This window comes from Aeromonas sp. R2-3 (assembly GCF_040908375.1).
GTDB lineage: Bacteria > Pseudomonadota > Gammaproteobacteria > Enterobacterales > Aeromonadaceae > Aeromonas > Aeromonas veronii.
The window spans coordinates 376,799-403,147 of record NZ_JBFODP010000017.1 but is presented as its reverse complement, the minus strand read 5'-3'; the positions used below and the strand labels follow the sequence as shown (position 1 = coordinate 403,147).

The following is a 26,349-nucleotide window of genomic DNA, read 5'->3' as shown; positions in this document are numbered from 1 at the left end:
CTGGCAGCTCATGCCGTGATACCTTGTTGCATCTTGATTTTCAGGGCGCCGCCGCTGCGGCGCCAGCAGGGACTGGATATGGCTGAAGAGTTGAATGTACTCAGGGACAAGATAGATGCGGTGGACAAGCAGCTGATCGATCTGCTGGCCGCCCGTCTGGCCCTGGTGGGAGAAGTGGGTGAGGTAAAGAGCCGCCACGGCCTGCCCATCTATGCACCGGATCGGGAGGCGAGCATGCTGGCCCGCCGCCGCGCCGAGGCTGAGCAGTTGGGGGTTCCCGGCGATCTCATCGAAGACGTGCTGCGCCGGGTGATGCGTGAATCTTATGCCAGCGAGAAAGATACAGGCTTCAAATGCATAAAGCCGGATCTTGGCAAAGTGATCATCATCGGTGGTCAGGGCCAGCTTGGTCGGCTGTTCGGTCATATGTTCAGCCTCTCAGGCTATCGGGTCGAGACGCTGGAACAAGCCGACTGGCCGCGCGCTGACGAGATCCTCGCCGGAGCCGGTCTGGTGATGGTGGCGGTGCCCATCGATATCACCTGCCAGATCATCGACCGCCTCGGCAACCTGCCCGCCCACTGCCTGCTGGTGGATGTCACCAGCGTGAAAGCGGCGCCGCTCGAACATATGCTGGCGGTGCACCAAGGGCCGGTACTGGGACTGCACCCCATGTTCGGGCCGGATGTGGCGAGTCTCGCCAAGCAGGTGATCGTCTGCTGCCAGGGTCGTGACCCCGCCGCCAGCCAATGGCTGCTGGATCAGATGACCATCTGGGGCGCCCGCTTGCAACAGGTGGAAGCCAAGGCCCACGATGAGGCGATGACCCTCATTCAGGCACTGCGTCACTTCGCCACCTTTGCCTATGGCTGGCACCTCTCCCGGGAGCAGGCCAATCTGGATCGCCTGCTGAGTTTGAGCTCCCCCATCTACCGGCTGGAGCTGGCCATGGTGGGGCGGCTGTTTGCCCAAGATCCCCACCTCTATGCCGACATCATTTTGTCGTCACCGCAGAATCTGGCGATGATCCGCCGCTACTACCAAAACTTCGGCGAAGCGCTGGGGCTACTGGAGCGGGGGGACAGGGACGGTTTCATCGATGCCTTCTCGCAAGTCTCCGGTTTCTTCGGCGAGCATGCCGACCAGTTCCTGCGTGAAAGCCGCATGTTGCTCGCCCAGGCCAACGACCGCCGCCAACACGGCTGATCCTGCAAAAGTAGTAACAACTCATGCCACTCGGAAGGAGCCGCCACCGTTCATAACTGGATGCGAGCCAAAGATCTCCATTGGAAGGGGCGATTAAGCGTGCGGGTTGTCATTAACAATGGCAACCCGCTTTGCAACTAGTCTCGAAGCAAACCCAGTCCTACCTAATCGTCGCCATCTGCCGCACACATCGCTGTTCTCTGTCATCCACCCGCTTGGCAAACCAGGCGGTGGTGAGGTTGCGGGTAATTTTCGGGCTCTTTAGCTGAATGCCGGGCAGGATGGCGCGGGGCAGTCGCTTGCCCGCTTGCTTGTCGGCCAGGGTAAAGATGCGATGGTAGAGATCGGTCTCGGCAAATTCGGCGGTATCCCCTTTACGCAGGCTCTGGTGGATCGCCTGTTTGCTCATATTGACCCGGTTGGCGAGGGTGTAGACGGCCAGCTCGGTGTTGCCCGGCAGATCCGAGTCATAGCGGATCAGATCCCCGTCCAGCGCCAGAGTTTTGCCACTCAAGCGGCTGACGGCGGCCTGAAAAGCGGCATTGCGACTGGCATACCAGCCGGCGTTGAAGTCGGCAAAGCGGTAGAGGGTATCCGGGTAGTCGACGGGATAACCGAAGATATGCTTGGTGCCAAACCAGATGCCGCCGCGACGGGTAAAGACTTCGTGGCGAATGGAATCCTTGATTGGATAGGGGTAGCCACGGGCGTTGGCCTCGGCAAAGGCGATGCTCACCTGCATCGGGCCACCGGTATGCACCGGGTTGAGGTTGCCAAACAGCGTCTTGCCCATCGGCAGCATGCTGATCATATCTTCGAAGATTTCACTCATCTCCCGTTCGGTACGCAACTTGTCGATGCGCTCGGCATAGCTCTTGCCGGTGGGCGAGTTGATGGAGAGCGCGGCCCGCACCATAAATTCGGGGATCAGCAGCTTGGCTGCCCGTGAGTTGATCTCTTTCCAGGCGATCTTGCCAAGGCCCGGCACCACGGGGTCAGCCTGATAAGTGGCTTCCTGCTCCGCCACCGCCAGCACGCTACAGACGTTGTGATCATTGACCGTCACCCCCTGGGTGGTGAGCGCCGTCACCACGTCGTTAGCCCACCCCTGTTTGTCAGGCACCTGACGGGGCAAGAAGCGCACGATGCGGCTCTTCATATCCGCCGGTTTGCGCGGCTGCATGGCAGGCGGCGTTTTGGGGTTGCTCACGCTCGCCTCTTTGGCAGGCGTGGAGGCGGGATCACTGGCACAACCGGCCAGCAACAAGGCAGAGCAGAAGGCAAGAAGACGACAGGAAGGCAAAGCGGTCATAAGCATGTCCATTTTTTGTAGGCCCTACAGGCAGCGCCGCTGGCACTGCACTGACAAGCAAAGTGGGGCCATTGTAGAGGATTGCCTGCCGCAGTTGAAACCCGCGCTCGCAGCATCCCCTCCCCTTGCCAGCTTTTGCCACCCCCACGCGCCATCCGTTGTCTGCGATGCGGAACTCATGACCTTCCTCAATGGCTCACCCGGCCAGAACCGTACGGTGAGCGACAGATAAAAAGAAACCCCCGCCATCGCTGGCGGGGGTTGGTCGTCTGGCAAGTCGGGCTGATGCCCGCTGCAAACTCTTAGCGGTTTTTCACCTTCTGGTGCAGCTCCTGCACCGAGTTGACATTGGCGGTGGCATCCACGCTGATGGCCATGCAGGTGGCAAACGCCTCATTCATGGTGGTGGTATACGCCACCTTGTTCTGCAAGGCGGCGCGACGCAGCTGCTTGGAGTCCTGGATCGCCACCCGCCCTTCGGCGGTGTTGACGATGTAGGTGTACTCGCCATTCTTGATGCGGTCGAGAATGTGCGGGCGACCTTCGTGCACCTTGTTGACCAGGCGCGGGTTGATGCTCGCCTCACCCAGCGCGACCGCGGTGCCGTGAGTGGCATCCAGCTCGTAGCCCAGCTCCAGCAGCTTGGCAGCCAAGTCAACCACCTGCGCCTTGTCGCTGTGACGCACTGACAAGAGGGCACGACCCTCTTTCGGTACGGCGTGGTTGGCACCCAGCTGCGCCTTGGCATAGGCCTCGGCAAAGCTGCTGCCCACCCCCATAACCTCACCGGTAGAACGCATCTCTGGCCCCAGCAGCGGGTCAACCCCCGGGAACTTGGCAAACGGCAGTACCACCTCTTTCACCGAGTAGTAGGGCGGGATGATCTCTTTGGTGAAGCCCTGTTCTTGCAGCGACTGACCGGCCATCACACGGGCGGCAATCTTGGCCAGCGGAGCACCGGTCGCCTTGGAGACAAACGGCACGGTACGGGCGGCACGCGGGTTCACCTCGATGAGGTAGATGTCATCGCCCTTGACCGCGAACTGCACGTTCATCAGGCCGATAACGCCGAGCTCCAGCGCCAGCTTGCGCACCTGCTCGCGGATCTCGTCCTGAATCTTCTTGGACAATGTATAGGGAGGCAGGGAGCAACCGGAGTCACCGGAGTGGATACCGGCCTGCTCGATGTGCTCCATGATGCCGCCGATGACTACATCGGTGCCGTCGCAGATGGCATCCACGTCCAGCTCGGTGGCATCGTCCAGGAAGCGGTCCAGCAGCACCGGCGATTCGTTGGAGACGCTCACCGCCTCGGCGAAGTAGCGACGCAGATCCTGCTCGTCATAGACGATTTCCATGGCGCGGCCACCCAGCACGTAGGAGGGGCGAACCACCAGCGGGTAGGTGATACGCTCGGCCAGCAGCACGGCCTGCTCCAGCGCGGTGACGGTGCCGTTTTCCGGCTGCTTGAGGCCGAGGCGCTCGACGGCAGACTGGAAGCGCTCGCGGTCTTCGGCGCGGTCGATGGCATCTGGGCTGGTACCGATGATCGGCACACCGTTGGCTTCCAGTGCTCGGGCCAGTTTCAGCGGGGTCTGGCCACCGTACTGAACGATGACGCCCTTGGGTTTTTCGATGCGCACGATTTCCAGCACATCTTCCAGGGTCACTGGCTCGAAGTAGAGACGATCCGAGGTGTCGTAATCGGTAGAGACGGTCTCCGGGTTGCAGTTGACCATGATGGTCTCGTAACCGTCTTCGCGCAGGGCCAGCGCCGCGTGCACGCAGCAGTAGTCGAACTCGATACCCTGACCGATACGGTTCGGGCCGCCGCCGATGATCATGATCTTGTCGCGGTTGCTCGGAGCCGCTTCGCACTCCTCGTCATAGCTGGAGTACATGTAGGCGGTGTTGGTGGCGAATTCGGCGGCGCAGGTATCGACCCGCTTGTAGACCGGGAAGATGTTGTGGCGGGCGCGCAGTTTGCGCACTTCCCCTTCGGCCACACCGAGGATCTTGGCCAGACGGGCATCGGCAAAGCCTTTGCGCTTGAGGGCGCGCAGGAAGTCGGCATCGAGACCGGCCATGCCGCGATCTTTCACCTCTTCCTCCAGCTTCACCAGGTCTTCAATCTGTACCAGGAACCAGGGGTCAATCTTGGTCAGCTTGAAGATGCCATCCATGGAGAGACCGGCGCGGAACGCATCGGCGATGTAGAAGATACGGTCACTACCAGCGTCCTGCAGCTCGTGACGGATGCGGGTCAGGGAGTCCGGGGCATTGAGGTCAACCATGGGGTCGAAGCCGGTTTTGCCAGTTTCGAGGCTGCGCAGCGCCTTGTGCAGAGACTCCTGGAAGTTGCGGCCGATGGCCATCACTTCGCCGACCGACTTCATCTGGGTAGTCAGACGGTCGTTGGCACCGGCGAATTTTTCGAAGTTGAAGCGCGGTACCTTGGTGACCACGTAGTCGATGGCCGGCTCGAAGGAGGCCGGAGTGCGACCGCCGGTGATATCGTTCATCAGCTCGTCGAGGGTGTAACCGATGGCGAGCTTGGCGGCGATCTTGGCGATGGGGAAACCGGTCGCCTTGGAGGCCAGCGCAGAGGAGCGCGACACCCGCGGATTCATCTCGATGATGACCATGCGGCCATCTTTCGGGTTGATACCGAACTGGACGTTGGAGCCGCCGGTCTCGACGCCGATCTCGCGCAGTACCGCCATGGAGGCGTTACGCATCAGCTGGTACTCCTTGTCGGTCAGCGTCTGGGCTGGCGCGACCGTGATGGAGTCACCGGTGTGGATACCCATGGGGTCGAAGTTTTCGATGGCGCAGACGATGATGCAGTTGTCGTTGCGATCCCGCACCACCTCCATCTCGTACTCTTTCCAGCCGATAAGCGACTCGTCGATGAGCAGCTCTTTGGTCGGCGACAAGTCCAGACCGCGCTCGCAGATCTCGACGAACTCTTCGGTGTTGTAGGCGATGCCGCCACCTGAGCCGCCCATGGTAAAGGAGGGACGGATGATGCAGGGGAAGCCGACCATCTGCTGCACGCCCCATGCCTCTTCCATGTTGTGGGCGATGCCGGCACGCGGGCACTCGAGGCCAATGCTGCGCATCGCCTTGTCAAAACGGGAGCGGTCTTCGGCCTTGTCGATGGCGTCGGCGGTGGCACCGATCATCTCGACACCGAACTCGGCCAGCACGCCGTGCTTCTCCAGTGCCAGTGCGCAGTTGAGCGCAGTCTGGCCACCCATGGTGGGCAGGATGGCGTCCGGGCGCTCTTTCTTGATGATTTCGCGCACCACTTCCCAGGTGATGGGCTCGATGTAGGTGGCGTCTGCCATCTCCGGGTCGGTCATGATGGTGGCCGGGTTGGAGTTGACCAGAATGACGCGGTAGCCCTCCTCGCGCAGGGCTTTGCACGCCTGGGCGCCGGAGTAGTCAAATTCGCAGGCTTGGCCGATGACGATGGGGCCGGCGCCGAGGATCAGGATGCTCTGAAGGTCGTTACGTTTTGGCATGAAACTCTTTCCTCTATTTCTTAGGCGCGATACTGCTTAATCAATTCAATAAAGTGGTCAAAAAGACCGGCACAGTCGTGCGGGCCCGGGCTCGCTTCGGGGTGCCCCTGGAAGCTGAAGGCCGGACGGTCGGTGCGATGGATGCCTTGCAGGGAGCCATCGAACAGGGAGACGTGGGTGGCGCGCAGGCAATCCGGCAGGCTGTTCTCGTCTACCGCAAAGCCGTGGTTCTGAGCGGTGATCATGACGGTGTTGTCATCAAGGCTCTTCACCGGATGGTTGGCGCCGTGGTGGCCAAACTTCATCTTGACGGTCTTGGCACCGGAGGCCAGACCCAGCAGCTGGTGACCCAGACAGATGCCGAATACCGGCGTGTTGGTATTAAGGAAAGCCTTGATGGCCTCGATGGCGTAGTCGCACGGCTCGGGGTCGCCGGGGCCGTTGGAGAGGAAGATGCCATCCGGGTTCATCGCCAGTACCTCGGCGGCCGGGGTCTTGGCCGGTACAACTGTCAGGCGGCAGCCACGGTCAACCAGCATCCGCAGGATGTTGCGCTTGACGCCAAAGTCATAGGCTACCACGTGGTATTTCAGCTGGTCGGCATCCGGGGTGACATGCCCCTTGCCAAGCTGCCAGCTCCCGGTCGTCCAGTTGTACGCCTCACCAACCGTCACCTCTTTGGCCAGATCCATCCCCTTCAGACCGGGGAAGGCGCGGGCCTGTTCGAGGGCATAGGCTGCATCGACCTGTTTCCCGGCCAGAATGCAGCCAGCCTGAGCGCCTTTCTCGCGCAGGATGCGGGTCAGTTTACGGGTGTCGATGTCGGCGATGCCAACGATGTTGTGAGACTTGAGGTATTCGGAGAGGGATTGCTGATTGCGGAAATTGGAGGCAAGTATCGGAACGTCCCGGATGATCAATCCCTGAGCATGGATCTGACTGGACTCTTCATCTTCGCTGTTGGTGCCGGTGTTGCCTATATGGGGGTAAGTGAGGGTGACTATCTGACGGGAATAAGAGGGATCGGTGAGGATTTCCTGATAGCCCGTCATCGACGTATTGAAAACCACTTCACCAACGGAACATCCCTCGGCGCCTATCGACACGCCTTTGAACACAGTTCCATCTTCCAGCACTAGCAATGCAGTGTGATTCAAGACAACCTCCAGTTATTTAGCTTTAAATTCAGCAATTTACCTGGGTGTTGCGGGCTCGGTTCCGGTCTTGGACAGGACTCGAACCCGGCAGATTTCTGGCAAATTGGGCGCATTCTACTTAAAAAAAGTGGCATTTCAACGTCTTTTCTCAGACGAAATGCATCTAAATTCAATAAAAAAGCAATATTACCCATTATCTATGCACTCAATCGCTTTGCAACCCCCTCCCATGAAAGAAAAGGAAAAACCACCACCAAAAGATGCCACCAAGCCAGCAATAGCGACAAAAACAAACAAAAAAACCAATTAAAACAATAGCATTTATTTTTACACAAAAAACATTAATGACAAATTTAACGCTTTTATGATGACAAGAGTGAACATGAAAAATGGAAAACGTTTTTCTGCGTTTGAATTTTTAGTCTTTTCCAGTCCGTGTAAAAAAATGGCTTCATCAGCCATAAAGATGCTCAAATTTGTTACCTGATGATGACATTCAGGAAGGGGAAATCTGGCGGATAACGCAATAGTGTGATTTATAAGGCATTCAGTTAAAAATTGCAGGCAGCGTGTCTTTTTACACAAATTCTGGCTGACTGACAGCAAAAACCCCGGCAAGCCGGGGTTTTTCACTGGGGTAGCAGTAGTACGAAAGTGCCGCTCAGAGGCATCACTTGAGATTGAGCACATCCTGCATGTCATAAAGACCGGCACCCTGCTGACCAAGCCACTTGCCCGCCCGCACAGCACCGTTGGCGAAGGTCAGGCGGCTGGAGGCCTTGTGGCTGATCTCCACCCGCTCGCCGATATCGGCAAACATGACGGTATGCTCCCCCACCAGATCACCAGCACGAATGGTGGCAAAGCCGATAGTGTTGCGATCCCGCTCGCCAGTGATCCCCTCGCGGCCATAGACGGCGCACTCCTTGAGATCCCGGCCCAGCGTTTTGGCGACCACTTCCCCCATGGAGAGCGCGGTACCGGATGGCGCATCCACCTTGTGGCGATGGTGGCCTTCGATGATCTCGATGTCGGTGTAATCCCCCATCACCTTGGCGGCCTGCTCCAGCAGTTTGAACACCAGGTTGACCCCGACCGAGTAGTTGGAGGCGAACACGATACCGATCTGCTTGCCCGCCTCTTTCAGGGCGGCCTTTCCTGCATCGTCAAAACCGGTGGTGCCGATCACCATCTGCTTGTGGTGGGCCAGCGCAAAGGCCAGATTGGCAAGGGTCACCTCGGGGCGGGTGAAGTCGATGATGAGATCAAACTCATCGCGCACCTTATCCAGACTGTCGCTGATGGCCACACCCAGATGGCCCAGCCCATTGAGCTCACCGGCATCAAGGCCGATCACCGCCGAACCCGGCCGCTCCAGCGCAGCACCAACCACCACGCCATCGGTGTTGGTGATGGCCTCCAGCAGCACCTTGCCCATACGACCATTACAGCCCATCACGGCCACACGGATCGGATTGTCCATCTCCACCCTCTCATCTCTTTTAATTATGGAAAGAGACCGTTTTACCAGCCCGCACCGGGTTTGAAAAGCCATGATGCCACCACACCTTGCTGCGCTCGCCAACGGCAGCGCTCACTGGCTGGCCAAGAACTTCCTTTTGGTCACAGGCCGCTTTTCATCGTTTCACACCATCATTTGGCAGACCGGGTGCCATCTGATAGGTTCGAACGAGTGAAATGCCAGAATACACGGAACCAGGGCAACGCCCGTGTCGATATCAAACGAGGTGCAAGGATGAGCGCAGGATTGCTGTTTGCTGTGGGGTTGATATCACTGACCCTGGTCATGCTGGCAGCGGCTCTGCTGTTTGGCGGGCCGAGTCCGGCACCGGCGTTGGCCAGCATCAACGACCCTTTCAAGGGGAGTGGCTGGAGCAACATGTCACCTATCTCAAGATACCCGGCGCGTGACGGCACGCAGCTGGCCTATCGGCACTATGGCGCAGAGGGCAATACGAAGAACAACAAGGTCAAGGGCAGCGTGGTACTGGTTCACGGCTCTTCTGCCAGCAGCCAGAGCATGCACAAGATGGCGAACGCCTTTTCGCAAGCGGGATACGACGCCTACGCCCTCGATATTCGCGGCCATGGCGCATCGGGCAACAAAGGCACCATTGACTACATCGGTCAGCTTGAAGACGATCTGGAAGATTTCATCAAGTCAGTGGCCCCCGCCAAGCCTGCAACACTCGTCGGTTTCTCGTCAGGGGGTGGCTTTGTGCTGCGTGTTGCTGGCAGTGCGCGACAAACCCTGTTCGAGAGCTATCTGCTGCTCTCCCCCTATCTCGGCCCCACCGCCGCCAACTACCGGCCCAACAGCGGTGGCTGGGTACGTGTCGGCTTGCCTCGCCTCATCGCCCTGAGCATCCTCAACGGTTTCCATATTTCCGCACTCAACCATCTGACCGTGCTGAACTTTGCCCTTAATGATGAGGCGAAATCCCTGCTGACCCCCTCTTACTCCTTCAACCTTGCCTCGAACTTTCAGCCAGAGCGCGACTATCAGCAGAATTTACGCAATGTGCAACGCTCCTGCGCCGTGATCGCGGGTGCAAATGACGAAGCTTTCCAAACAGATCAACTTGAACCTGAGTTAAGACGTCTCGGCATCTCCTGGTCTGTCACCTTGCTGCCTGGTATTGGCCACATTCCGCTGACGCTGGAACAGGATGCTCTCGCGACAGCCGTTCAGGCGGTGGAGAAACTGACACAATAACCACACAGCCCAGGTCTTGTGTCCACGCGTTCTGGAAATATCCGTACCATGCTCACGTAGAGATAGAGAGAGGTGCGGCTGACGTTTGGCAGCGGGAGAAATCCCCAAGATGGCATGCAGAGATCTTATCGTTTACCTCTTTCCTTATTAAAGGCACGCGATACCCCCAGATACTCGCGGACTGCGTCAGAACAGCAATGAACAATAAACAGCACTAACTTCTTTTTCCGAATATTCTTTGGATATCTCAATAACACCAGAATCATCAAACAAAAACACCTATCCATCTGGACGTCTATCTTGACCAAGCGAGGTTGACTCACTACTGTGGGCACCCCAATGCGGCAGGATGCCCGCCCTGTTTTCCCCCTATCCCTATCCGATAGAGGTACAAAGCAGTTTATGACAGGAGGTCATTGTTCAATTTCAGAGGAACACATGATCCAGACTCAACCCAGTGCCAGGGCCTTGTTGCCACTTCTGGTTTTTCTCGCACTCTTTATCGGTACCGGTACCTGGCTGACCCTGCAGGGGGTCGAATTCGCCTTCTATCAGCTGCCCGCTCCGGTTGCAGCCCTGCCTGCGGTGATGCTCGCCCTGCTGCTTGGCAAAGAGAGCTTCAACAGCAATCTGGAGACCTTCTTCAAGGGGGTCGGCCACAGCAATATCATGGCGATGTGCCTTATCTATCTGCTGGCGGGCGCCTTTGCCAGCGTGGCCAAGGCCACCGGCGGGGTTGATGCCACCGTGGCGCTGGGCCTATCGCTCATCCCTGGCTGGGCGCTGTTGCCCGGGCTGTTCCTCATCTCTGCCTTTATTGCTACCGCTATGGGCACCTCCATGGGCACCATAGGTGCCGTGGCGCCGGTCGCGCTGGGCGTGGCGCAGGCAGCTGGCATCGATCCGGTACTGATGGCAGGCACCATTCTCTCCGGCGCCATGTTTGGCGATAACCTCTCCATCATCTCCGACACCACCATAGCAGCAACCCGCAGTCAGGGGTGCGAGATGAAGGACAAGTTCCGCGAGAACTTCAAGATTGCGGCCCCTGCCGCCATCGCGGTGATCCTGCTCTATCTGACCCTGGGCTCAGTGGGGGAATCCCCGGCCAGCGGCAGCGCCATCGAGCTGTTCAAGGTGATGCCTTATCTGCTGATCCTGGGGCTGGCGCTCGCCGGAGTGAATGTGTTTGTGGTGCTGGGGATCGGTATTCTGGCCGCCGGAGTGGTGGGCATGATCAACGGCTACGCCATCGGTCAGTTCAGCAAGGATATCTATCAGGGCTTTACCGGCATGCAGGAGATCTTCCTGCTCTCCATGCTGATCGGCGGTCTCGGCGCCCTGATGGAGCGTCAGGGTGGTCTGGCCTGGATCAGTGAGCGCATCAGCGCCCTGATTGCCCGTTTCACTCGCGAGCACAATGGTGAACAGAACGAGAAAGCCGCCGAGCTCGGCATCGCCGGGGTGGTGAGCCTCACCAACCTGTGCACCGCCAACAACACGGTGGCTATTATCGTCGCCAGCAAGGTAGCCCGGGATCTGGCCGAACACCACGGAGTCACCCCGCGCCGAGCCGCCTCCATGCTCGATATTTTCTCCTGCGTGGTACAGGGTCTGATCCCTTGGGGCGCACAGGCGCTGCTGCTGGGATCCATCTTCGCCCTGTCACCGCTGGCGGTAGTGAGCATGAGTTTCTACCCGATGGCACTCGCGGTAGCAGCACTCATTGCAGTGTTTGTGAAGCACCAGATGCGCGGCAAGGCTGACAAGTAACTGACCAGAGTCTGGCGCGCCGACATGCCATCAACAGGGGCCACACCCTGGCCCTTGTTGACTCACTAACGGCTCAGCCAGCATTTATCCCACCGTTCCGGGCATCAGCCGTCCGGGACGGGGTTTCCCTGCCCCCCTTAACGTCAAGAGTGAATGTGCTAAGGTAGAGCGCGTTCAAGCCATCGATGCGCAGCTATACCAGAGGTTCCCCATGCATGAGTCCCAACCCGAACGTCAATCCCTGCGCCAACTGGTTCGTCAACGCCGCAAAAATCTGAGTCCGGCCGAGCAGCAGGCGGCGGCCCAAAAGCTGCTGGCCCAGTTCAAGCAACACCCCGAGATCCTCGCCGCCAAGCGCATTGCCCTCTATCTGGCCAATGATGGGGAGATCAATCCCTTGCCCACCATCCATTGGCTGTGGGCCCAGCACAAAGAGGTCTACCTGCCGGTGCTCCACCCCTTTACCCCGGGTCACCTGCTCTTTTTGCGCTATACCGCCACCAGCCCCATGGTACGCAACCGCTACGGCATCGAAGAGCCGGAGCTGGATATCCTGCAGGTGGTGCCCCACAGCACGCTCGATCTTATCTGCACCCCGCTGGTCGCCTTCGATGCCGAGGGCAATCGTCTTGGCATGGGGGGCGGCTACTACGATCGCACTCTCGCCATCTGGCATCAGCACAAGCTGGGCCCCAAGCCACTCGGTATTGCCCACGACTGCCAGCAGGTAGATGCCGTCCCGCAAGAGGAGTGGGATGTGCCGCTGCCCCAGATCATCACCCCGAGCCACTGCTGGCGCTTTGAATAGGCTGTTTTTGGCAGGCAGTCCCTGCTTTGTGCGCGCAAACGCAGAATAAACAGGCAAACGATTTACAAAGTCCCTCTTTTTGCCCTGGAACGTGAGCAACAAGGTCGCGACGGGGTACCGGGTTGGATATAATGCGCCCGCTTTTTTCTTAAGGAACGATCATGACTCAAGATGAAATGAAGAAGGCGGCCGGTTGGGCTGCGCTCAAGTATGTGGTTCCCGGCACCATCGTCGGGGTGGGCACCGGCTCTACCGTCAACCACTTTATCGACGCGCTGGCGACCATGAAGGACGAGATCAAGGGGGCGGTATCCAGCTCCGTGGCCTCTACCGAGCGCCTCAAGGGCTTCGGCATCACCGTATATGATCTCAACGAGATCGACGCACTCTCCGTCTATGTGGATGGCGCCGACGAGATCAACGCAACCCGCGACATGATCAAGGGCGGTGGCGCAGCCCTGACCCGCGAGAAGATCGTTGCCGCCGTCGCAGACAAGTTCATCTGCATCATCGACAACACCAAGACCGTCGACGTGCTGGGCCAGTTCCCGCTGCCGGTGGAAGTGATCCCGATGGCCCGCGAATACGTGGCCCGCGAAATTCGCAAACTGGGTGGCAACCCGGTGTGGCGTGAAGGGGTGGTCACCGACAACGGCAACCACATTCTGGATGTGAAAGGCATGGCCATTACCGACGCCAAGGCGTTGGAAGTGCGACTGAACGCCATTGTTGGCGTGGTCACCAACGGCCTGTTCGCCGCCCGCGGCGCCGATGTGGTCCTGATCGGTACGCCGGACGGCGTGATTACCCAGTAATCCCGATACCGGTAACACAGTGCAGCGGTATTCTCCCTCGCCCGCCAACGCCACTCTGCCAGCCCTGACGCAGCAGCGGCATTGATTGAGCCCCGGGATGGGATATGACCCAAACATTGCACTGTGAATAAATGACGGCGCCTGATGGCGCCGTTTTTATTTATCCCTCAACAAGTTGCATACGGATGTTTACAACATTCGTTGATAACTTCAAAGAATTTGACTTTCGTCACAAATATTCCCTCTCCCAAACGTTTTTGCTACTTTACGGTTTTCTTCGCACACCAAATCTGCACTTACGTTTGCACATACAGAGGGATCGTCATGACTGCCAAGTTTTCGTTGGACAAGGATAAAATCAAGGTTCTGCTGCTGGAGGGGGTTCACCCCAACACCGTAGAGACCTTTCGTGCCGCAGGTTACACCAGTGTGGAGTATCTCAAGACCTCGCTCTCCGAAGAGGAGCTGATCGAGCAGATCCGCGACGTCCATTTCATCGGGCTGCGCTCCCGCACCCAGATCACCGAGAAAGTCCTCGACGCCGCCAACAAGCTGGTCGCCATCGGCTGCTTCTGCATCGGTACCAACCAGGTCGAGCTGGAAGCGGCCCAGATCCGCGGTATTCCGGTCTTCAACGCCCCCTTCTCCAACACCCGTTCGGTCGCCGAGCTGGTACTGGGCGAGATCCTGCTGCTGCTGCGCGGCATCCCCGAGAAAAACGCCAAGTGCCATCGCGGCGTGTGGGAAAAACTGGCCAACCGCTCGGTGGAAGCGCGCGGCAAGAAGCTCGGCATCATCGGCTACGGCCACATCGGTACCCAGCTTGGCATCATCGCCGAAAGCATCGGCATGAAGGTTTATTACTACGATATCGAGAACAAGCTCTCGCTGGGTAACGCCATTCAGGTACCGAGCATGGTCGAGCTGCTCAATATGTCTGACGTCATCAGCCTGCACGTGCCGGAGACAGCCTCCACCAAGAACATGATCGGTGCCGAGCAGCTGCGGATGATGAAACCGGGCGCCATCTTCATCAACGCCGCCCGCGGTACCGTGGTGGATATCGATGCGCTGGCTGACGTCATCAAGAGCGGCCATATTGCCGGTGCCGCCATCGACGTCTTCCCGGTCGAGCCCAAGTCCAACGACGAGGAGTTCCAAAGCCCGCTGCGTGGGCTGGAGAACGTGATCCTGACCCCGCACATCGGTGGCACCACCCATGAAGCGCAGGAGAACATCGGGCTGGAAGTGGCCAACAAGCTGGTCAAATACTCCGACAACGGCTCCACCCTCTCCGCCGTCAACTTCCCGGAAGTGTCGCTGCCGGGCCACAAGGGCTCCAGCCGCCTGCTGCACATTCACCGCAACCAGCCGGGCGTGATGAACCAGATCAACCAGATCTTCGCCGAAGAAGGGATCAACATCGCCGGTCAATACCTGCAGACCAGCAGCCATATCGGTTACGTGGTGATCGACGTGGAGACAGAGCACAGCGAGAAGGCGCTCGCCAAGCTCAAGGAGATCAACGGCACCATCCGCGCCCGCATCCTCCACTGATAGACCCTTATCTGCGCAGCAAAAAGCCCGTCGTGATGACGGGCTTTTTTATGAAGCAGAACCTCAAGGCTGCGTAGTGGCTTACCACCACCCCAACAGGTTGCGGCCCACCAGTGCACCCCATACCAGGGCGTTCAGGGCCAGCGCGATAAAGACGGCGGCAGAGCCCAAATCCTTGGCGCGACCGGAGAGCTCATGATGCTCGGAGCCAACCCGGTCTACCACAGCTTCGATGGCTGAGTTGAGGATCTCGACGATCACCACCAGCCAGCTGATGACGATAAGCAGCAGGATCTGGTTGAGGGAATCCCCCAGCCAGAAGGCCAGCGGCATCAGCAACAGGATCAGCATCAGCTCCTGCCGAAACGCCGCCTCGTTAATCCAGGCTGACTTGAGCCCCTTCATGCTGTAACCGGTTGCATTGATGATGCGGGTGACCCCGGTTGCCCCTGGCTTTGCCACGCTATCTACCTCATTTGGAATCGATTTTGGCCTCACATCCTATCAGAGCCCCCCAAGGTTTCAATCGGTGGACTTTTGCTTTATTTTATCTCTTTGCTTTTTCGCCCCTTGCGGCTGACACCACCCACTCGAGACTTGAGTTGTATGTCCATTCACACAGATGAATTGCGCACCCGTCGCCTGGAGTCACTGATTACTCCGAGCGAGCTTGCCCACGCGTTTCCGATCACCGATACCATTGCCCAGAATCTGCTGGATGCCCGTCGCGAAGTGGAAGCCATTCTGGCCGGAGACGATCAGCGCCTGCTGGTCATTGTCGGCCCCTGCTCTATCCATGATCCCGCTGCTGCTCGCGAGTATGCCCAGCGCCTCAACGCCCTGCGCGAGCAGTATAAAGAGAGCCTCTGCATCGTGATGCGCACCTATTTCGAGAAGCCGCGCACCATCGTCGGCTGGAAAGGGCTGATCAACGATCCGCGCCTCGATGGCAGCTTCGACGTCAACGAAGGGCTGAAACTGGCGCGCAAACTGCTGGTCGACATCAACGAGATCGGCATGCCAACCGCCACCGAATTCCTCGATATGGTGACCGGCCAGTATATTAGCGATCTCATCACCTGGGGCGCCATCGGCGCACGCACCACCGAATCCCAGGTACACCGCGAGATGGCTTCGGCTCTCTCCTGCCCGGTCGGCTTCAAGAACGGCACCGACGGCAATACCCGCATCGCCATCGATGCGGTGCGTGCCGCCCGTCACAGCCACATCTTCTATTCGCCGGACAAAGACGGCAAGATGACCATCTACCGCACCGCCGGTAACCCCTTTGGTCATGTGATCCTGCGTGGCGGCCATCGCCCCAACTACGACACCGCCAGTGTCGATGAAGCCTGTGAAGCGCTGGCCGATGTGGGCCTGCCGGAGCGTCTGGTGGTCGATTTCAGCCACGGCAACAGCATGAAGGATCACCGCCGTCAGCTGCTGGTGGCGCAAGATATCTGCGATCAGCTTCGCCGCGGCCGTACCGGCATCGCCGGCATCATGGCAGAAAGCTTCCTGGTGGAAGGGCGTCAGGATGTGGAGAACGGCTGCGCCGCCACCTTTGGCCAGAGCATCACCGATGCCTGCCTGTCATGGAACGATACCGAAACCCTGCTGGCGATGCTGGCAGAAGCCGCACAGGTGCGCCTGAGCAAACAGGCTTGAACTGCGAATAAAACCAAAGGGGCCGGTATTTTTGATACCGGCCCCTTTTTCTTGCTGTCAGCCGATTACGCTTCGCTAATCGGCCCTACATGCGCGCTCTTTCCTGTACACCCTACTTACAAACTGGGCATAAACCACACACGCCCTGCCGCTTCGATGCGGTCGGTGCGGATCTGGAATACCTGCGCCAGCAGCGCCTCATCCACCAGCTCGACACCCCCTTCGCGCACCACCGCGCCCCCTTGCAGGCAGAGAATGCGGTCGGCCCAGTCGATGGCCAGATTGATATCGTGGATGGCGAGCACCACCAGCAATCCCTGCCCGGCCAGGGTTTTCAGCAACCGCAATAGCGCCAGCTGATGATGCAGATCGAGCCCCGCCAGCGGCTCGTCAAGCAGCAGCACCTTGCCGGTCGGATTGAGGCTCGGCCACACCTGCAGCAGGGTGCGAGCAATCAGCACCCGCTGCTGCTCGCCCCCCGACAACCGGCTGAAGTCACGAGCCAGCAAGGCTTCCAGCTCCAATGCCTCGCACAGTGCGTTTATCGCCTCATTCTGTCTGGCGGGCGCAACCGCCTCATCGAACCCCAGGCTCAACACCTGAAACACCGGAATATGAAACAGCTGGGGCTGACGCTGGGGCAACATGGCGCGCCGTTTGGCAAGCTCGGGCCAACTCATGTCAGTAAGCACTCCCCCCCCCAGCAGCACTGTGCCATCGGCGGGTAAAATCCCCGCCAACGCCCCGAGCAGGGTCGACTTGCCACTGCCATTGGGGCCAAGCAGCGCCACCAACTGGCCGCCATGCCAGCGGATATCCAGGGGAGAGAGCCGTCCGGCAATGGCGAGTGCGCTCGCCTCCAGCAGTGGCGCAGCAGCACGAGAAGAAACCGGCATGGGATCAGCGGGTGACATCGGCAGTTTGCCTCAACAACGGGTAAATAAGGAGACTGCGCGCCCCGACCAAATCATGCAGATATTCATGCAGCACCATCGGCAGTTTGCCTCAATAGCAGGTAGATAAAGAGCGGCGCCCCCACCGAGGCGGTGATGACGCCGATAGGCAACTCCCCCGCGCTCAGGGTGGATCGAGCAACCAAATCGGCCACCAGCAGCAGGGCCCCGCCGCCAAGCGCCGAGGCAGGCAGCAGAAAGCGCTGATCGCTGCCACCGCAGAGCCGCAGCAGATGGGGCACCACCAACCCGACAAAACCGATGACACCACACAACGACACCGCCACACCGGTCAGCAGACAGACCGCCAGCACCAGCCGCACCCGCATCCTGTCGATATCCATCCCCATCAGGCGGGCCTGGGTCTCCCCCAACAACAACTGTTGCAGCGCCTTGCCCTGCCAACAGAGCCAGCCCAAAGTGAGCGGCAGCACCAGCCACCACCAGCCGAACTGCTGGCTGCCGTAAGAGAGGCTGCCCATCATCCAGAACATGAATTCACGCAAGGAGCCATCATCGGCAAAGTACATCAACCAGGTCATGGCGGCATTGGTGAGAATGCCGATGGCGACGCCAAACAATAGCAAGCGGGCATGGCCGAGACGCGCCCGACGAGCCAGCCGAATGAGCAACATGGTCACCAGCAAGGCGCCACCGAAGGCCGCCAGCGACAGCCCCCAGCCGGGCAGATAGACACCAAGCGCCTTGGCCACCGCCATCGCCACCATGGCGGCAAGGCCCGCCCCGCTCGAGACGCCAAGCAGCCCGGGTTCGGCCACCGGGTTGTGCAGCATCACCTGCAATACGGCGCCGCCACAAGCAAGCGCGGCGCCAGCCAATAGGGCCAGCAGGGCACGCGGCAGGCGCAGCTCCAGCAAGATGCGCTGTTCGAGATCGCCAAGAGGCTGCCAGGGCAGCAGCACAAACTTGCCCCAGACGAGGGAGAAGAGAAACAGCAGCAAGGTCAGCAGCGTCAGGCCACAGAGCCAGCGCCGCTGCCAGCGCTGCTGGCGGGCGATAAGGGAGAGGTACAAGGATGATCCCCGAATAACAAGGCTTCCCCCCGGCCCTGTCGCAGCGCTGGGGGGAAGCAGGAAAAGGGCATGATAACAGTGGCTTGCCACCCAAGGTCAAGGCTGGTAACGCTTGGCCATCACGCTTATCTCGCCGCTGGCCACCAGATTTTGCAGCGCCACCAGCAAGGGCTGGCGCAGCGACTGGTGAGGTGAGTGCTTGCTCATCCCCAGATAGAGGGTCACCGGCGTGGCGGGGCGGTAGTCCGCCTTGCCTATCCGGCTGGCATTTCCCTGACTCAGGGCATAGTCCACCTGACAATCGGTGCCAATCATCAGCGGCAGGTGACCGCGCTGCACCATGCGCAGCAGCTGATCTTCGGTGGGTACTCCGTGCTTGTCGAGGCGGCTGTCACTGTTGAAGGGCTCAAAGTAGGCGGAGTTGAGCACATAGCCCACCTTCACCCCCTGCAGATCGCGGTATTGGTGGATCCGGGCCACATTGACCGGCTGACCATAAAACGCGGGCCAGCACTGGTAGTAGGCAGGCTGCAGATAGTCGATAAACTGCGCCCGCTCGGCGGTATAGGCGAGGCCAATCATCAGATCGACCTGGCCGGTCTGCATCTGCTTGAGCGCCCTGCCCCACGGCATCCGCCGAACCTGCAACTCAATGCCGCTCGCCTGTTGCAACCGGCGCAGGATGTCCATGTCGAGCCCCTGCAACCGGCCATCCGCTTGCAGGATGCGAAATGGCGGCCACAGATCGGTGGCCACCGTCAGCGTCGGGGCCGCACGCACCGGCATGGCAAATAACAGTAACAACACTATCCCGCATAACTTGCCCATCCCGTCGCATACCTCGCACGGTTTATCCTGTTGGTTAAAAATACCCTCCCGCACCACGTATGAAAACCCGTGGTTCAGGGATAAAATGCGCCGGATTTTCAAGGAGAACCCTATGAACCCGATTTTCGCCAGTATCGGTCTTCTGCTCTGCAGCAACGTCTTTATGACCTTCGCCTGGTACGCTCACCTCAAGAGCATGAACCACAAACCCTGGATCATTGCCGCCCTGGTGAGCTGGGGTATCGCCCTGTTCGAATACCTGCTGCAAGTGCCCGCCAACCGCATCGGCCATACGGTGATGAGCGTGGGCCAACTTAAAATCCTGCAAGAAGTGATCACACTCACCGTATTCGTCCCCTTCTCTATCTTCTATCTCAAGGAAGATCTGAAATGGGACTATCTCTGGGCAGGGCTCTGCATTCTCGGTGCGGTCTTTTTTGTCTTTCGCGAGAAACTGACCGGCGCCTGAGGCTGTACACTCAATATCATCCCGCTCATGGCATCTCATTGATCGACGAGGCAAAAAAATGGAATTGCGAGACATGTTACAGATCCTGGCCAAGCAGGATGGCTCAGACCTCTATCTGTCGACCGGCGCGCCCCCCTGCGCCAAATTTAACGGCGGCCTGCGCCCCCTCAACGAAACGCCGCTGGAACCGGGTGAAGTGGCGCGGATCGCCGCCGAGATCATGGATGGCGAGCAGAAGCAGCAGTTCGAGAAGGATCTGGAGATGAACCTCGCCATCTCCCTGCCCCAGATCGGCCGCTTTCGGGTCAACATCTTCAAGCAGCGCAACGAAGTCTCTCTGGTGGCCCGCAACATCAAGACCGAAATCCCCCGCTTTGAAGATCTCAAACTCCCGCCTGTGCTGCTCGACACCATCATGGAGAAACGCGGTCTGGTGCTGTTTGTCGGCGGTACCGGCTCGGGTAAATCCACTTCGCTGGCGGCGCTTATCGACCACCGCAACCGCAACAGCGGCGGCCACATCATTACCATCGAGGATCCGGTGGAGTTCGTTCATCGCCACCGCAAGAGCATCATCAACCAGCGGGAGGTTGGCGTGGATACCCGCAGCTTCCACGCTGCGCTGAAAAATACCCTGCGTCAGGCGCCGGACGTCATTCTTATCGGCGAAATTCGCGATCGCGAGACCATGGAACATGCGCTGGCCTTCTCCGAAACCGGCCACCTTGCCATCTCCACCCTGCACGCCAACAACGCCAACCAGGCGCTGGATCGCATCATCAACTTCTTCCCCGAGGAGCGCCGCCCCCAGCTGCTCAACGATCTGGGCAACAACCTCAAGGCTTTTGTCTCCCAACGGCTGGTGAAAACCACCGATGGCGGCCGCCGGGCCGCAGTGGAGATCATGCTCGGCACCCACACCATCCGCGACATGATCAAGCGCGGCGAATTTGGTGGTCTCAAAGAGGTGATGGAGAAATCCAAGGCCCTCGGCATGGTCACCTTCGACAGTGCCCTGTTTGATCTGGTGGTGGAAGGGGTAATTGAGGAAGAAGAGGCGGTGAAGAACGCCGACTCGGCCAACAACCTGCGCCTCAAGATCAAGCTGTGGAAGGAGAAGGGACAGATTGCCAGCAGCAGCGATGCCACCGGCTGGAGCCTCGAACCCACCAAGGACGAGAAGGGCGATTTTTTCTAACTAGCCCCTCGAGAACCCCGGGCCCGCCCGGGGTTCTCTTTATCCAGCACGGCTGACCCGACTTATCCTTCAGCTCACGCAGCTCACAGCCAGTCAGCACCAACGGCGAACGCGCTGGCAATACGCCACATACTCGTCGCCGAAACGGGCATGCAACAGCCGCTCCTCCGGCATGATCTGAAAGCGAGTCAGCCAGGCAACCAGCACGATTGGCCCAACCCAGACCCAACTTCCACCGAGATAACAGCCCCAGGCGGCCAGCCAGCAGAGCAGCCCCAGATACATGGGATTGCGACTGACACGATAGACGCCACAGGTCACCAGACGACTGGTGTGCTGAGGTTTGGTGGGGCTGACCGTGGTCTGGTGGTGACGAAACCGTTGCAGGGCACCAAAGCCCATGATGGCCCCCGCCACGACCAGCACAGCCATCAGCGCCATTGCCCAGATGCCGGGCTGACTCTCCCCTCTTAGCCACCACATGGCCCCGGCACAGAGCAGGAAGATCAGCGGTGGTGGCAAACGTAACTCAAGATTGACCATTTTCTTCCCCTGACGAGTGTCGGCCGAACCCGTGTTGCGGTAGACTCCCAACCAGTCAGCGCCTGTTGAGAGTGACAAAGATCATAATAATAACAACAAGTTGTGGTTAAACCACCACCAATGTGGCCGACCCCGTCCAAACTATCCAACGCGAACAACAAAAAGGAATCACCATGCACAAGAAAACTCTGCTGGCTACCCTGATCTTCGGCCTGCTCGCGGGCCAAGCCGTTGCGGCTCCCTATCTGCCCCTTGCGACGGATCATCGCAGCGGCCAGGAGCAAACCGCCAGCAACGCCTGGTTGGAAGTGGATCTGGGCGCCTTTGAACACAATATCCAGACCCTCAAGGATCGCCTCGGCGACAAGGGCCCGCAGATCTGCGCCATCATGAAGGCCGACGCTTATGGTCATGGCATCGACCTGCTGGTCCCCTCCGTGGTCAAGGCCAATATCCCCTGCATCGGCATCGCCAGCAACGAAGAGGCGCGCGTCGCCCGCGAGAAGGGCTTTACCGGCCGTCTGATGCGGGTGCGTGCTGCCACCCCGGATGAAGTAGAGCAGGCCCTGCCCTACAAGATGGAGGAGCTGATCGGCAGTCTGGTGAGTGCCCAGGGTATCGCCGATATCGCCCAGCGCCACCACACCACCATTCCGGTGCATATCGCGCTCAACTCCGCCGGCATGAGCCGCAACGGCATCGACCTGCGTCTGGCCGATGCCAAGCAGGATGCGCTGGCCATGCTCAAGCTCAAGGGGATCACCCCGGTCGGCATCATGACCCACTTCCCGGTGGAGGAGAAAGAGGATGTCAAGATGGGGCTGGCCCAGTTCAAACTGGACTCCCAGTGGTTGCTGGAAGCGGGCAAGCTGGATCGCAGCAAGATCACCATCCATGCCGCCAACTCCTTCGCCACCCTGGCCGTGCCGGACGCCTACTTCGACATGGTGCGCCCGGGCGGCCTGCTCTACGGCGACTCCATCCCCTCCTACACCGAATACAAACGGGTGATGGCATTCAAGACCCAGGTCGCCTCGGTGAACCACTATGCGGCGGGCAACACCGTCGGTTATGACCGCACCTTTACCCTCAAGCGTGATTCCTGGCTCGCCAACCTGCCGCTGGGCTACTCCGATGGCTATCGCCGTGCCCTCAGCAACAAAGCCTATGTGCTGATCCAGGGTCAGAAGGTGCCGGTGGTCGGCAAGACTTCCATGAACACCATCATGGTGGACGTGACCGACCTGAAGGGTGTGAAACCCGGCGACGAGGTGGTGCTGTTTGGCCGTCAGGGTGACGCCGAAGTGAAACAGGCGGATCTGGAGGAGTACAACGACGCCCTGCTGGCGGACATGTACACCATCTGGGGCTACACCAACCCCAAGAAGATCAAACGCTGATCACGCGATATGAAAAAGGGCTCCCGCGGGAGCCCTTGTTGTTTGGTATTAAATGATGTTGCGTTTAAGCGGCCTTTTTACGGGTCACAAACAGACTCAGGCCCATGGATGCCAGCAGGATCAACGCGACTACGCCCAGTGCGATACCGGTCGGGATCTTGAAGATATCCAGCAGCAGCATCTTGACCCCGATAAACATCAGGATCAGTGCCAGACCGTATTTGAGCAGGGCGAAGCGATCAGCCACACCCGCCAGCAGGAAGTACATGGCACGCAGACCCATGATGGCGAAGATGTTGGAGGTCAGCACGATGAAGGGATCCGTGGTCACCGCGAAGATGGCCGGGATACTATCCACCGCGAAGATGAGGTCGCTCACCTCCACCAGCACCAGGATCAACAGCAGCGGGGTGGCATAGCGCACACCGTCACGCCAGACGAAGAACTTCTCCCCTTCCAGGGTCTCGGTCACCTTGAAGCGACGGCGCATCCAGCCCAGCAACGGGTTGTTGGCGAGAGCCGGCTCCTTGTCGGCCGCCCACAGCATCTTGGCACCGGTCAGCAGCAGGAAAGCGCCAAACAGATAGAGGATCCAGTGGAACTGCTCGATGAGCCAGCTGCCCGCGAACACCATACCGGCCCGCATCACGATGGCACCCAGTACCCCGTAGAGCAGCACCCGGCGCTGCAGCTCGGCCGGAATGGCAAAGTAGCCGAACAGCATCAGCCAGACGAATACGTTGTCCACTGCCAGCGCTTTCTCGATGAGGTAGCCGGTGAGGAACTCCAGTCCCTTCTGGTTGGCAATCTCACGGCCCGCGCTGTGATCCAGCCAGAGCCAGATGGCCAGGTTGAAGAGCAGCGCCACGCTGACCCAGATGAGGGACCAGACACCCGCCTCTTTGAGGGACACCTTGTGTGACTTGCCGCCACCGACAAAGCGTATGTCTATCCATAACAGGACCAGCACTATGCTGAAGAAACCGGTCCACATCCACCATTCACCCATTTTCACTTCTCCCAAAAACGACAAAACCCACGACCGAGAGGCGTGGGTTTGCGTTTGGAGCAGATACACCTTGCCTCTCGGCAAGGTCTCACTTACAGCTGATTTGCATCAACTGCCCGGCTGCCGGGTGCACTGCAGGAAATGGGTGCACCGTAATGACGACAAACCGGCGAGAAGTTACTCCCCTTGTTGCGCGGATATTAACAGCGGTAAAAGATAACGCCAAGAGGCATCTTCACCCTTAACGCAAAAAACGGGGCGCTGTATGAGTGCCCCGTTATTTTCATTGCTGCCTGTGCAATCAGAGCGGATCCACCTTGAGGCAGGAGACCGCGTGGTCGAAGTTCCCCTCCAACACAGGGCGGGTCTTGGCACACTCGGGGCCCGCCACCGGGCAGCGGGTGCGGAACACGCAGCCTGACGGCGGATTCATCGGCGATGGCAAGTCCCCTTCCAGGATCTGGGTCACCTTGTTGCGCTCCAGCTCCGGATCCGGGATCGGCACCGCCGACATCAGCGCCTTGGTGTAAGGGTGCAGCGGATTGGCGAAGATCTCCTTGCGGGTCCCCACCTCAACGGCGTTGCCCAGATACATCACCAGCACCCGGTCGGAGATGTGTTTGACCACCGACAGGTCGTGGGCGATGAAGATAAGCGACAGCCCCATCTCCTTTTGCAGCGACTTGAGCAGGTTGACCACCTGCGCCTGAATAGAGACGTCGAGGGCCGACACCGGCTCATCGCAGATGATCATCTTGGGCTCGAGGATCAGCGCCCGGGCGATACCGATCCGCTGACACTGGCCGCCAGAAAACTCGTGCGGGTAGCGGTTGACCAGGTTGGGCAAGAGCCCCACCTTGCTCATCATGGCGCGCACCTTCTCCTTCACCTCTTCCCGTGGCAGGTTGGGATAGAAGGTAATGAGCGGCTCGGCAATGATGTCGCCGATGGTCATGCGCGGGTTCAGAGAGGCCAGCGGATCCTGGAAAATCATCTGGATCTCTTTACGCTTCTCGCGCAGGGCATTCTGGTCGAGCTTGGTAAGATCATCACCCAGCCACACCACCTTGCCCGCCGTCGCCGGCACCAGACCGATGATGGCGCGGGCAAAGGTAGATTTGCCGCAACCGGACTCACCCACCACCCCGAGGGTTTCCCCTTCGTAGAGGCGCAGGGTAACACCATCGACCGCTTTCAAATCAGATGGCTTGGCCCATGGCCACGCCTTGCCACTCTTGATACTGAAGTGCACCTTGAGGTCAGACACTTCCAACAGCAATTTCTTCTCGGCACCCATTTAGTTGGCCCCCTTGTTCATGGCATCCGATACCCAGTGGCAGGCGCGCTCTCGGCCGTCATTGAACGGCGTCAGGATTGGCGACTGCTGGCCGCAAATCTCGCTCACCCGATGGCAACGCTCCTGGAAGGGGCAGCCGGTGGGCAGACGCAGCAGGTTGGGCGGATTGCCCGGGATGGTGGGCAGCACTTCCCCTTCGGTATCGAGACGGGGAATAGCACGCAGCAAACCTTCGGTATAGGGGTGACTCGGGCGATAGAAGATATCGTCCACCTTGCCGTACTCCATGGTACGACCGGCATACATCACCAGCACCTTGTTGCAGATACCGGCGACCACGCCAAGGTCATGGGTGATCATGATGATGGCGGTGTTGAACTCGCGCTTGAGCTCGTTCATCAGGGTCATGATCTGGGCCTGTACGGTCACGTCGAGCGCGGTGGTCGGCTCATCGGCGATCAGCAGTTGCGGGCGGCAGAGCAGTGCCATGGCGATCATCACCCGCTGGCGCATACCGCCGGAGAACTCATGGGGGTACATTCCCATCCGCTTGCGCGCTTCGGGGATCTTCACCGCGTCCAGCATCCGCACCGACTCCTCGAATGCCGCCGCCTTGTTCATCCCCTTGTGCAGCATCAGCACTTCCATCAGCTGATCCTGCACCTTCATGTAGGGGTTGAGCGAGGTCATGGGGTCCTGGAAGATCATGGCGATCTTCTCGGAGCGGATCTTGTTGAGCTTGGATTCGGGGAGATTGAGGATCTCTTCACCCTGAAATTTGGCGGAACCGGTGATCACGCCGTTCTTGGCCAGCAAGCCCATGATGGCAAACGCGGTCTGGGATTTGCCGGAGCCGGACTCGCCGACGATCCCCAGGGTTTCACCGGCAGAGAGAGAAAAGTTGAGGTCGTTGACCGCCACCACATTGCCATCCGGGGTCTTGAACTCGACCCGCAGATCTTTTACATCCAGTAATTTCATAAAAACTCCTTATCGATCTTTCGTGACGTTTTCCTGTCGATCCGATTCGCTGTCAGCGATGGGTGGCCGCACTCGTG

General features: G+C 59.2%; 23 protein-coding genes. 11 read left to right on the top strand and 12 right to left on the bottom strand.

All coding sequences use genetic code 11. The annotated features are described in order from the left end of the window. Positions 1–78 precede the first annotated feature (78 nt). Positions 79–1,206: a bifunctional chorismate mutase/prephenate dehydrogenase gene (gene tyrA / locus AB5Z02_RS07485; RefSeq protein ID WP_368215740.1), complete on the top strand. Its 1,128-nt coding sequence runs from the start codon at positions 79–81 to the stop codon at positions 1,204–1,206. A gap of 160 nt (positions 1,207–1,366) precedes the next feature. Here the strand turns inward: tyrA and AB5Z02_RS07480 are convergent, their stop codons facing one another. The 3 genes from AB5Z02_RS07480 to carA all read right to left on the bottom strand — a co-directional run bounded on the left by AB5Z02_RS07480 (position 1,367) and on the right by carA (position 7,202). Continuing rightward, the gene (locus tag AB5Z02_RS07480; protein ID WP_368215738.1) at positions 1,367–2,518 is read right to left on the bottom strand and encodes a DUF1615 domain-containing protein; all 1,152 of its coding nucleotides are present in this window, start codon (positions 2,516–2,518) and stop codon (positions 1,367–1,369) included. A 302-nt stretch (positions 2,519–2,820) separates the two neighbouring features. Continuing rightward, positions 2,821–6,045: a carbamoyl-phosphate synthase large subunit gene (gene carB, locus AB5Z02_RS07475; RefSeq protein WP_202004837.1), complete on the bottom strand. Its 3,225-nt coding sequence runs from the start codon at positions 6,043–6,045 to the stop codon at positions 2,821–2,823. A 20-nt stretch (positions 6,046–6,065) separates the two neighbouring features. Then, complete coding sequence (gene carA / locus AB5Z02_RS07470) at positions 6,066–7,202, bottom strand: glutamine-hydrolyzing carbamoyl-phosphate synthase small subunit (protein ID WP_368215736.1); 1,137 nt, start codon at positions 7,200–7,202, stop codon at positions 6,066–6,068. Here carA and AB5Z02_RS07465 point away from each other — a divergent pair. Next, positions 7,194–7,520, top strand: a complete 327-nt coding sequence (locus AB5Z02_RS07465; protein ID WP_368215734.1) for a hypothetical protein — start codon at positions 7,194–7,196, stop codon at positions 7,518–7,520. The genes carA and AB5Z02_RS07465 overlap by 9 nt on opposite strands. Before the next feature lie 352 nt (positions 7,521–7,872). Here AB5Z02_RS07465 and dapB read toward each other — a convergent pair whose 3' ends face one another. Further along, a complete protein-coding gene (gene dapB / locus AB5Z02_RS07460) occupies positions 7,873–8,685 on the bottom strand; it encodes a 4-hydroxy-tetrahydrodipicolinate reductase (RefSeq protein ID WP_005347132.1) in 813 nt (270 codons plus the stop codon). A gap of 273 nt (positions 8,686–8,958) precedes the next feature. On the opposite strand from dapB, the gene AB5Z02_RS07455 reads away from it, so the two are divergent. From AB5Z02_RS07455 to serA, 5 genes are all read left to right on the top strand, one after another. Next, a complete protein-coding gene (locus AB5Z02_RS07455; protein WP_368215732.1) occupies positions 8,959–9,939 on the top strand; it encodes an alpha/beta hydrolase in 981 nt (326 codons plus the stop codon). A 438-nt stretch (positions 9,940–10,377) separates the two neighbouring features. Continuing rightward, complete coding sequence (locus AB5Z02_RS07450; RefSeq protein WP_106844006.1) at positions 10,378–11,712, top strand: Na+/H+ antiporter NhaC family protein; 1,335 nt, start codon at positions 10,378–10,380, stop codon at positions 11,710–11,712. 211 nt (positions 11,713–11,923) lie between these two features. Continuing rightward, the gene (locus tag AB5Z02_RS07445; protein WP_368215730.1) at positions 11,924–12,520 is read left to right on the top strand and encodes a 5-formyltetrahydrofolate cyclo-ligase; all 597 of its coding nucleotides are present in this window, start codon (positions 11,924–11,926) and stop codon (positions 12,518–12,520) included. Positions 12,521–12,681: 161 nt separating this feature from the next. Next, on the top strand, positions 12,682–13,335 hold the full coding sequence (gene rpiA, locus AB5Z02_RS07440) for a ribose-5-phosphate isomerase RpiA (protein ID WP_005353106.1): 654 nt from the start codon (positions 12,682–12,684) through the stop codon (positions 13,333–13,335). Positions 13,336–13,659: 324 nt separating this feature from the next. Continuing rightward, positions 13,660–14,892, top strand: a complete 1,233-nt coding sequence (serA, locus tag AB5Z02_RS07435; protein WP_005337639.1) for a phosphoglycerate dehydrogenase — start codon at positions 13,660–13,662, stop codon at positions 14,890–14,892. A gap of 81 nt (positions 14,893–14,973) precedes the next feature. Here serA and AB5Z02_RS07430 read toward each other — a convergent pair whose 3' ends face one another. Beyond that, a complete protein-coding gene (locus AB5Z02_RS07430) occupies positions 14,974–15,354 on the bottom strand; it encodes a diacylglycerol kinase (protein ID WP_005337641.1) in 381 nt (126 codons plus the stop codon). A gap of 144 nt (positions 15,355–15,498) precedes the next feature. Here AB5Z02_RS07430 and AB5Z02_RS07425 point away from each other — a divergent pair, with 144 nt between their 5' ends. Next, positions 15,499–16,560 carry a 3-deoxy-7-phosphoheptulonate synthase gene (locus tag AB5Z02_RS07425; RefSeq protein ID WP_368215728.1) on the top strand — a complete coding sequence of 354 codons (1,062 nt, stop codon included), beginning with the start codon at positions 15,499–15,501 and terminating at the stop codon, positions 16,558–16,560. 116 nt (positions 16,561–16,676) lie between these two features. Here the strand turns inward: AB5Z02_RS07425 and AB5Z02_RS07420 are convergent, their stop codons facing one another. From AB5Z02_RS07420 to AB5Z02_RS07410, 3 genes are all read right to left on the bottom strand, one after another. Further along, positions 16,677–17,474, bottom strand: coding sequence for an ATP-binding cassette domain-containing protein (locus AB5Z02_RS07420; RefSeq protein WP_368215726.1), 798 nt, complete (start codon positions 17,472–17,474; stop codon positions 16,677–16,679). A gap of 65 nt (positions 17,475–17,539) precedes the next feature. Beyond that, entirely contained in the window at positions 17,540–18,547 is a 1,008-nt protein-coding gene (gene btuC, locus AB5Z02_RS07415) for a vitamin B12 ABC transporter permease BtuC (protein ID WP_368215724.1), read from the bottom strand. A gap of 96 nt (positions 18,548–18,643) precedes the next feature. Then, positions 18,644–19,375 carry an ABC transporter substrate-binding protein gene (locus AB5Z02_RS07410; RefSeq protein WP_021230624.1) on the bottom strand — a complete coding sequence of 244 codons (732 nt, stop codon included), beginning with the start codon at positions 19,373–19,375 and terminating at the stop codon, positions 18,644–18,646. Between the two features lie 112 nt (positions 19,376–19,487). Here AB5Z02_RS07410 and AB5Z02_RS07405 point away from each other — a divergent pair, with 112 nt between their 5' ends. Then, positions 19,488–19,844 carry a DMT family protein gene (locus AB5Z02_RS07405; RefSeq protein ID WP_005353120.1) on the top strand — a complete coding sequence of 119 codons (357 nt, stop codon included), beginning with the start codon at positions 19,488–19,490 and terminating at the stop codon, positions 19,842–19,844. A gap of 58 nt (positions 19,845–19,902) precedes the next feature. Continuing rightward, positions 19,903–21,042, top strand: coding sequence for a type IVa pilus ATPase TapW (gene tapW, locus AB5Z02_RS07400; protein WP_005353124.1), 1,140 nt, complete (start codon positions 19,903–19,905; stop codon positions 21,040–21,042). Positions 21,043–21,135: 93 nt separating this feature from the next. Here the strand turns inward: tapW and AB5Z02_RS07395 are convergent, their stop codons facing one another. Beyond that, positions 21,136–21,585, bottom strand: a complete 450-nt coding sequence (locus AB5Z02_RS07395; RefSeq protein WP_019446653.1) for an isoprenylcysteine carboxylmethyltransferase family protein — start codon at positions 21,583–21,585, stop codon at positions 21,136–21,138. Between the two features lie 173 nt (positions 21,586–21,758). On the opposite strand from AB5Z02_RS07395, the gene alr reads away from it, so the two are divergent. Further along, positions 21,759–22,985, top strand: coding sequence for an alanine racemase (gene alr / locus AB5Z02_RS07390; RefSeq protein ID WP_368215722.1), 1,227 nt, complete (start codon positions 21,759–21,761; stop codon positions 22,983–22,985). A gap of 64 nt (positions 22,986–23,049) precedes the next feature. Here the strand turns inward: alr and AB5Z02_RS07385 are convergent, their stop codons facing one another. The 3 genes from AB5Z02_RS07385 to AB5Z02_RS07375 all read right to left on the bottom strand — a co-directional run bounded on the left by AB5Z02_RS07385 (position 23,050) and on the right by AB5Z02_RS07375 (position 26,272). Continuing rightward, positions 23,050–23,994, bottom strand: a complete 945-nt coding sequence (locus AB5Z02_RS07385) for a TerC family protein (protein WP_368215720.1) — start codon at positions 23,992–23,994, stop codon at positions 23,050–23,052. 301 nt (positions 23,995–24,295) lie between these two features. After that, positions 24,296–25,291: a murein tripeptide/oligopeptide ABC transporter ATP binding protein OppF gene (oppF, locus tag AB5Z02_RS07380; protein ID WP_368215718.1), complete on the bottom strand. Its 996-nt coding sequence runs from the start codon at positions 25,289–25,291 to the stop codon at positions 24,296–24,298. Next, on the bottom strand, positions 25,292–26,272 hold the full coding sequence (locus AB5Z02_RS07375; protein ID WP_041208572.1) for an ABC transporter ATP-binding protein: 981 nt from the start codon (positions 26,270–26,272) through the stop codon (positions 25,292–25,294). Positions 26,273–26,349 lie beyond the last annotated feature (77 nt).